Origin of the sequence: Microbispora sp. NPDC049633 (genome assembly GCF_040675265.1) — a bacterium.
Classification (GTDB): Bacteria; Actinomycetota; Actinomycetes; order Streptosporangiales; family Streptosporangiaceae; genus Microbispora; species Microbispora maris.
In genome coordinates this window covers 1-7,797 of record NZ_JBFAOO010000274.1, presented here as the reverse complement: position 1 = coordinate 7,797, position 7,797 = coordinate 1, and the positions used below count along the sequence as shown (strand labels likewise).

At 72.4% G+C, this 7,797-nt stretch carries 8 protein-coding genes and 1 pseudogene; 4 read left to right on the top strand and 5 right to left on the bottom strand.

The window, feature by feature from the left end; all coding sequences use genetic code 11:
• The 3 genes and pseudogenes from AB0J39_RS36475 to AB0J39_RS36465 all read right to left on the bottom strand — a co-directional run.
• Positions 1-198 (bottom strand): annotated as a pseudogene (locus AB0J39_RS36475) (hypothetical protein); the annotation flags it as partial.
• 4 nt (positions 199-202) lie between these two features.
• On the bottom strand, positions 203-1,336 hold the full coding sequence (sfnG, locus tag AB0J39_RS36470) for a dimethylsulfone monooxygenase SfnG (RefSeq protein ID WP_363473233.1): 1,134 nt from the start codon (positions 1,334-1,336) through the stop codon (positions 203-205).
• Between the two features lie 104 nt (positions 1,337-1,440).
• Complete coding sequence (locus AB0J39_RS36465) at positions 1,441-2,367, bottom strand: LysR family transcriptional regulator (protein ID WP_363473231.1); 927 nt, start codon at positions 2,365-2,367, stop codon at positions 1,441-1,443.
• Positions 2,368-2,507: 140 nt separating this feature from the next.
• On the opposite strand from AB0J39_RS36465, the gene AB0J39_RS36460 reads away from it, so the two are divergent.
• On the top strand, positions 2,508-3,731 hold the full coding sequence (locus AB0J39_RS36460) for an acyl-CoA dehydrogenase family protein (RefSeq protein WP_363473229.1): 1,224 nt from the start codon (positions 2,508-2,510) through the stop codon (positions 3,729-3,731).
• Between the two features lie 36 nt (positions 3,732-3,767).
• Here the strand turns inward: AB0J39_RS36460 and AB0J39_RS36455 are convergent, their stop codons facing one another.
• Entirely contained in the window at positions 3,768-4,781 is a 1,014-nt protein-coding gene (locus AB0J39_RS36455; RefSeq protein WP_363473227.1) for a hypothetical protein, read from the bottom strand.
• A 150-nt stretch (positions 4,782-4,931) separates the two neighbouring features.
• On the bottom strand, positions 4,932-5,870 hold the full coding sequence (locus AB0J39_RS36450) for an aldo/keto reductase (protein ID WP_363473225.1): 939 nt from the start codon (positions 5,868-5,870) through the stop codon (positions 4,932-4,934).
• 35 nt (positions 5,871-5,905) lie between these two features.
• Between AB0J39_RS36450 and AB0J39_RS36445 the strand changes: the two genes are divergently transcribed.
• From AB0J39_RS36445 to AB0J39_RS36435, 3 genes are all read left to right on the top strand, one after another.
• A complete protein-coding gene (locus AB0J39_RS36445; protein ID WP_363473223.1) occupies positions 5,906-6,724 on the top strand; it encodes an undecaprenyl-diphosphate phosphatase in 819 nt (272 codons plus the stop codon).
• Positions 6,721-7,422 (top strand): histidine phosphatase family protein, encoded by a 702-nt coding sequence (locus tag AB0J39_RS36440; protein ID WP_363473222.1) that lies wholly within the window; start codon positions 6,721-6,723, stop codon positions 7,420-7,422. Before AB0J39_RS36445 ends, AB0J39_RS36440 begins: the two co-directional genes overlap by 4 nt.
• A 9-nt stretch (positions 7,423-7,431) precedes the next feature.
• Positions 7,432-7,797: DUF3090 domain-containing protein (locus AB0J39_RS36435; protein ID WP_363473220.1), on the top strand; the 366-nt coding region annotated here is incomplete at its 3' end.

Below are 7,797 nucleotides of genomic sequence, written 5' to 3'. Positions count from 1 at the left end.
GTGCTCACGGGGGACGGTGATGCCGAGCAGGCCGCTCAGCGAGAGCTCGGCCAGCTCGGCGACCGGGAGCACGCGGCGGGCGTCCCGTTCGGCGGCGCCGCCCGCGAACCGGCCGGCCAGCTCGGCGGCGACGGCGAGGGCCTCCTCGTCGCCGGTGACGACGTGCGCGGTCTGGGGAGTGTCGACGAGATCGGTCATGGGATCAGGCCCTGGCCGGTTCCACCGGGAACGCGCCCTTCGCCGCGATCTCCGCCTCCAGTTCGCGGATGATGGGCAGCACGTGGCGGCCGAAATACTCGACCTCCTCGTGGTAGTGCAGGAAACCGAACAGCAGCAGGTCGACGCCGCGCTTCTTGTACTCGATCGCCCGGTGCGCGATCTGCTCCGGCGTGCCGATGAGGCGGGTGCGGAAGCCGTCGTTGTACTGCACCAGGTCCTCGAACGAGGAGTCGGCCCACATCCCCCGCCCGTCCTGGGTGGACCTGCCCGCCTGCCGGACCGCGTCGCGGAACCCGTGAACGGCCTCGACGTCGGCCTTGGCCACGATCTCGCGCAGCGTCTCGCGCGCCTCGGCCTCGGTGTCCCTGGCGATGAGAAAGCCGTTCAGGCCGAACCTCACCCGGCGGCCGTGGGCCCGCGCCACCGCGCCGACCTCCTCGATCTGCTCGGTGACGCCGTCGAAGTCCTTGCCGTTGCTGAAGTACCAGTCCGACACCCGGCCGGCCATGGCGCGCGCGGCGGTGGAGTTGCCGCCCTGGAAGATCTCGGGGTGCGGGCGGTCCGGCGCGGACAGCGGCTTGGGCTGCAGGTCGTAACCGTGCAGCCGGTAGAAGTCGCCCTGGAACTCCGTCTTGTCCTCGGTCCAGCTCGCCCGCAGGACACGGATGAACTCCTCGGCCCGGCGGTAGCGCTCGTCGTGCTCCAGCCAGGGCTCGCCCAGGGCGGTGAACTCGCCCTTGAACCAGCCGCTCACCACGTTGACGGCGGCCCGGCCGCCCGACAGGTGATCGGCGGTGCTGACCAGCTTGGCCAGCACCGCGGGGTGCCACAGGCCCGGGTGCACGGCGGCGATCACCTTCAGCCGCCGGGTGGCGAGCAGCAGCGCCAGGCTGAAGCTCGTCGACTCCTGCTGGAACGCCGCGCCGTAGCTGGCCATGTAGCGCACCTGGGACAGCGCGTACTCGAAGCCGTTGTCCTCCGCGAGCACCGCCAGTTTCCGGTTGTAGTCGTAGCTCCAGTCGGTGCGCTGCTCGATCGTGCTGGTGACGAGCCCGCCGCTGACGTTGGGCACCCAGTAGGCGAACCGCAGCGGCTCTGGACTGACGTTCGCGGACACGAATGGCCCCTTTCCGGTATTTCCTACTCAGACAATGGGGATCGTACGGCGGCGCCGTCCGGAGTTCCACACGCGATCGTCGGGGGCGTGATAGGGCCGCCCTGTCACCCGGCGGCGCGTGCCCGTGCGCCGGCGCGGCACTCGCGTGCCCGATCGAGGAGGAGCCGGTGGAGGTCGCGGGCCACCCGGGGGGCCGAGGCGGACCGCTGCGACTGGATCACCAGGAGGACCTCCGCCACGCGCTGCGCCAGCGGCCGGTAGGTGATGGCGCCGTTGCGCAGGAGAGGGTCGCCGGCCACGCTGAACTCGGGAAGCACGGTGGCGCCGAGCCCTTCGGCCACCATGAGTTTGCCCATCTCGGCGCCGTCGGTCGAATACGAGAACGACGGCGCCCGCCCGCCGAGGAGACGGTGCACCAGGCGGTGCATGACGTAGCCGGCGCGCATCACGATCAGGGGCTCACGGAGCAGGTCGGCGACCTCGACCGCGGGCAGCGAGGCCAGCGGGCTGTCCGGCCGTACGCACACCACCGGGCGGCCGCGCAGCAGCTCGGTCGTGGCGAGGTCGGGCGGCAGGTCGTCGCCGCTCAGGTAGTTCACCAGCCCCAGGTCGAAGCTGCCCTCGCGGATGCGCCGGTGGATCTCGGCCTGCTGCGCGCCCACGACCTCGACCTGTGTCGCCGGATGGGCCTCGCGGAAGGCCCGTACGGCGGGGATCAGCAGCGGGACGGTGGCCGCGTTGACCGTGCCCAGCCTGACCATGCGGGCCGTGTGGTGCTGCTCGTCGGCCGCGCCGCGCAGGCGGTCCACCGCCTCCAGCACGCCGTTGATGTAGGGCAGCAGCTCGCGGCCCTTGTCGCTGATCGTGGCTCCGGACCGGCGCCGCTCCAGCAGGTCGACGCCGAGCTCGCGCTCCAGGTTGCGCACGGTCTCGCTCAGGGCCGGCTGGGACAGGTGCAGATGGTCGGCCGCGCGGCGCAGCGAGCCGAGGCGGGTCACCGCGCGGATGTACTCAAGCTGTTCGATGCGCATCGTCGTCCACCTTGTCCGGGGGTGTTCAAGGGCGACCCTACCGGCCGTTCGGCAATTTCCCCACTTAACAAGTAGAGAATGTTGCCTAACCTGGTGAGCGACAGCCGGCGCGACGCGCCGCACACGAGAGGAGACGACACGTGACCATCGCTCACGCCAGCCGGACGGACTGGACGGACGGCCCCACGCCGCGCACTCCCGCCGAGTGGGTCGCGCGCGCCGGCGAGGTGGCGGCCGTCCTCGCGGTGGACGCCGCCGAGCGCGACAGGGCCGCGAAGACGCCGTACGCCGAGATCGGGCTGCTCAAGGACTCCGGCCTGGTCACGCTGCTCGGCCCGGCCGGGCACGGCGGCGCGGGGCAGGACTGGCCCACCGCCTACCGGGTCGTCCGCGAGGTGGCCGCGGCCGACGGCTCGATCGGTCAGCTGCTCGGCTACCACTACCTGTGGAACTGGGCGGCGCGCCTGGTGGGCACCCGCGAGCAGTGGGAGCGGATCGAGGCCGACGCCGCACGGCACCGGTGGTTCTTCGGCGGGGCCGTCAACCCCCGCGACCGGGACATCGTCGTGCGCGACGAGGGCGACACCCTCGTCTTCGACGGCCGCAAGACCTTCTCCACCGGCAGCAAGGTCTCCGACGTCACCGTCCTGGAGGGCGTGCTGGAGGGCACCGACAACCATGTCTTCGCCGTCGTCCCCTCCGGCTCCGAAGGGCTCGCCTTCCACGACGACTGGGACAACATCGGCCAGCGGCTGACCGAGAGCGGCAGCGTCACGGTCTCCGGCGTGCGCGCGCCGTGGAGCGACGCCCTGGGATACGTGGACAAGGAGTTCCGGCCGCGCGTCTACGCAACTCTCAACGTGCCGACCATCCAGCTCGTGTTCGTCAACTTCTACCTGGGCATCGCCCGCGGCGCGCTGGAGACCGCGCTGGCGTACACGAGGGAGCACACCCGCCCGTGGCTGCACGGCGGACACGAGCGCGCGGTCGACGAGCCGTACGTCATCGACCTCTACGCCGACCTCACCGCCAAGCTGTGGGCGGCCGAGGCGCTCGCCGACGAGGTCGCCCGGGAGGGTCTGTGGTTCCACCTCAACCCGGACGAGGTCACCCCCCGGCTGCGCGGCGAGCACGAGGTGCGGGTGGCCGCGGTCAAGGCGCACGCCACCGACGTGGCCCTGGAGGTCACCTCGCGTGTGTTCGAGGCCACCGGAGCCCGCTCGACCGCGTCCCGCTACGGGCTCGACCGGTTCTGGCGCAACGTGCGCACCCACACGCTGCACGACCCCGTGGCGTACAAGCGCCGCGAGGTGGGCGTCTACCGCCTGCGGGACGAGATTCCCGAGCCGACCTGGTACTCCTGAGCACGCTGGTACTCCTCAGCACGGGGGAGGCCGGGCTCAGGCGAGCCGGTGACGTCCCGACCTGCCGGGCAGCCGCAGGCCGCCCTCGAGCGGGATCGACTCGCGCGGCTCCTGCTGCTCGGCCCGCGCCCGCCGTGCCGAGACCACGCGGGTCGCCAGCAGCGCGGACAGCAGCAGCGCCGCGGTGAGGGCCGTCCCCGCCGCGTCGTAGGACCGGGAGGCGCGCGCGGGCGCCCCCGCGGGGCCGCCGCGCAGCTCGGGCAGCCCGGGCAGCTTCTGCCCGGGCCACAGGAGGGGGATGACGCCGTCCTCGTCCGGGTCCACCTTGGGCCGGCGGCGCGCCGTCTCCGGCGCGTCCTCGTGCGCCGCGACGAGACGCGGCCGGTACGGCTCGCGCGGAAGGGTGCCCTCGGGGGTCACGGACGCCTTCGGCCGCGCCGGCTTCTTGCCGGCGGGCCGTGCGTGCCGCGCGCCGTCCGCGTCCTCGCCGCTCTCGCGGTGGCCCTGGGACGCGCAGCCCTCGCCGGCGACCAGGGGCAGGCAGGTGCCCTGGACGGCGCGGGTCAGCCCGTCGGTGAGCTTCCGGACGCTCGGGGCGGGGCTGTGCGTGGCGGGGGACTCGCCCTTGCCGCCGCCCGTCACCGCCTGCGCCGCCGCTCCCGTCGCCGTGTCGGCGGCTCCGCCCGCCGCGCCGACCGCGGTGTCCGCCGCCCCGGTCAGCGTCTGGCCCGCCTTGTCGACCGTCTTGCCGACGTCGTGGACCGCCGTGCCCGCGGCCCCGGTGGTCGTCTCCAGCGTGTCGTCCACGACCTTCGTGACCGGTTCCGTCAACCCGCCGGTGGCCTTGTCCGCGACGTCGGTGACACCGTCCGTCAGCTTGCCCACGCCGTCGACCAGGGAGCAGACGCCGCCGGTGACGCCCGAGAGCAGTCCACCGCCTCCCGTGCAGTCGAGTGCCTGTGCCGGGGATGCGGCGAGAGGGAGTCCTCCGGCAAGGGCGATCGCGAGAGCCCCGGCGGAGATCGCGGAGGCCTTGCCTACGATCCCCATGTGTCCCCTTCCGCAGTCTCTGGTCCATCCCCCGACATACCCGTCACTCTTCGCCAGAGCGCGGGGTTATGCAGTAGGAAGTTGCAGTTCGGTATCGATGTGTGATACGTGAGGACGATTCTCGTTCACCTCGCGGCCGGGGCGCGGCGCTCACGGGTCGGAGACGTCGTCCAGAGCCTCGCGGATCTCCCACGGCAGGGTCAGCTTCTCGGCCTGCAACACGCCGAGGAGCTGCGCGTGGGTGCGCGCGCCGACGATCGCCGACGACACGCCCGGGCGGTCGCGCACCCAGGCGAGCGCCACCGCGAGCGGCGACACGCCGAGCCCCTCGGCCGCGGTGGTCACCGACTCCACGATGCTGCGGCACCGCTCGTCCAGGTAGGGCCGGACGAACTCGGCGAAGTGCGGGGTGGCGGCGCGGGAGTCGGCGGGGATGCCGGTGCGGTACTTGCCGGTCAGCACGCCGCGTCCCAGCGGCGACCAGGCGAGGACTCCGGCGCCCACGTGCCCCGCGGCCGGCAGCAGTTCCTCCTCGGCGTCCCTGGCCAGCAGGGAGTACTCCACCTGCGCCGCGACGATCGGGGCCCGCGAGTCGCCGCACCGCTGCCAGGTGGCGGCCGCCGCGAGCTGCCAGCCGGTGTAGTTGCACACGCCCGCGTAGGCCGTACGGCCGGTGGAGACGGCGAAGTCGACGGCGGCGAGCGTCTCCTCCAGCGGCACCCGGGGGTCGAACGCGTGGAGCTGCCACAGGTCGACCTCCTCCAGCCCGAGCCGGGCCAGGGAGGCGTCGAGCGCCTGGATGAGGTGACGGCGGGAGGCGTCCCGCTCCCCTCCGGGGGTGAGCACCGCCTTGGTGGCGATCACCAGGTCCCTGCGCGGCACCACGTCGCGGATGAGCCGGCCGATCAGGCGCTCGGCGTCGCCGCCGCCGTACACGTCCGCGGTGTCGATCAGCGTGCCGCCGGCCTCGGCGAAGGCGGTGAGCTGCGCCGTCGCCTCCTCGGCGGAGGTGTCGCGGGCCCAGGTCATCGTGCCGAGCCCGATCCTGGACACCGACAGACCGCTGCGCCCGACTAGTCGCTGGTCCATGGTGCGGACAGACTAGCCGATAGGCTGTCCGCACCATGGACGTACTACAGGCGATCGTGCTCGGGCTCGTGCAGGGTCTCACCGAGTTCCTGCCCATCTCCAGCTCGGCGCACCTGCTGATCGTGCCCAAGCTGGCGGGGTGGGACGATCCCGGCGCCCCGTTCACCGCGGTGATCCAGCTCGGCACCATGCTCGCGGTGCTCATCTACTTCTGGCGGGACATCGTCCGGATCACCTGGACATGGCTGCGCAGCCTGTGGACGCCGGAGTTGCGGGGGGAACTCGACGCGCGCATGGGGTGGTACATCGGCCTGGGCACGATCCCGATCGGCGTCGCCGGCCTGCTGTTCAAGGACGCGATCGAGGGCCCGGCCCGCAACCTGTGGCTGAACGCGGCCATGCTCATCGTCTTCGGCCTGCTGCTGCTCGCGGCCGACCAGATGGGCCGCAAGAAGAAGGAGGTCGCCGACCTCAACATGCGCGACGGCCTGATCATCGGCGCGTGGCAGATGCTGCCGCTGATCCCGGGCGCCTCCCGCTCGGGCTCCACGATGACCGGCGCGATGTTCCTCGGGTACACGCGCGAGGCCGCCGCCCGCTACTCCTTCCTGCTGTCGATCCCGGCGGTGATCCTGTCGGGGCTGTTCGAGCTGCGGCACATCGGCGACGGCGGCGGCCCGCCGGTGGCGGCGACCCTGATCGCGACCGTCGTGTCGTTCATCGTCGGGTACGCCTCGATCGCCTGGCTGCTGCGTTACGTCGCGCGCCACTCGACCATCGTCTTCGTCGTCTACCGCGTCTTCGCGGGGACGTTCCTCCTCACGTTGCTGACCCTCGGGGTGGTGCAGTCATGACGACCGTATTGTTCGTACGGCACGGCCTCACCGCGATGACCGGTCCCGTGCTGGCCGGCTGGACTCCGGGAGTCCACCTCGACGAGCGCGGCAGGGAGCAGGCGCGTGCGGTGGCCGAACGGCTCGCGCCCCTGGAACTGGACGCCATCGTGTCCAGCCCGCTGGAGCGGTGCCGGGAGACCGCCGCCGCCATCGCGCAGGGCCGCCCCGTCTCGGTGCAGACCGACGACAGGTTCGGCGAGTGCGGCTACGGCGACTGGACGGGCCGGCCGCTGAAGGAGCTCGCGGAGGAGCCGCTGTGGCGGGTGGTGCAGGCCCATCCCAGCGCGGCGGTGTTCCCCGGCGGTGAGGCCCTGGCGGAGGTGCAGAACCGCGCCGTGCGGGCCGTGCGCGACTGGAACGAGCGGCTCGGCGAGAAGGCCACCTACGTGGTCTGCAGCCACGGGGACGTGATCAAGGCGATCGTGGCCGACGCGCTCGGCCTCCACCTGGACCAGTTCCAGCGCATCACGGCCGACCCCGCCTCCGTCACGGTGATCCGCTACACCCCCCTGCGTCCCTTCCTGCTCAGGGCGAACGACGTGGGCGGGGGAGTGGCCAACCTGGTGCCCCCACCAGGGGTGTCGGAGGACGAAGACGGGGGAGAAACCCTCACCGGAAGCGACGCCGCCGTCGGCGGCGGAGCCGGGACCACATAAGGTCGGGCTATGCCGGTCTTCGACTACGATCCGCCTGACAGGTTCGTGGCCGGTGCCGTGGGGCAACCGGGCGCACGAGCCTTCTTCCTGCAGGCCCGAGGCCAGGGCAGGATCACCACGGTGGGGCTCGAGAAGTTCCAGGTCGCCGTGCTGGCCGACCGCCTCGACGAGTTGCTCGACGAGGTGCTGCGGCGCAGCGGGGGGCGCGCGCCGGTTCCGGCCATGGCCCCCGCGGAACTGGCCGACGAGGGCCCCCTCGACCTGCCGATCGACGAGGACTTCCGGGTGGGGACGATGGCGCTCGCCTGGGATCCCGAGACCGCGCAAGTGATCATCGAGGCGCAGGAGGCGACGGAGGGCGACGAGGAGGACGAG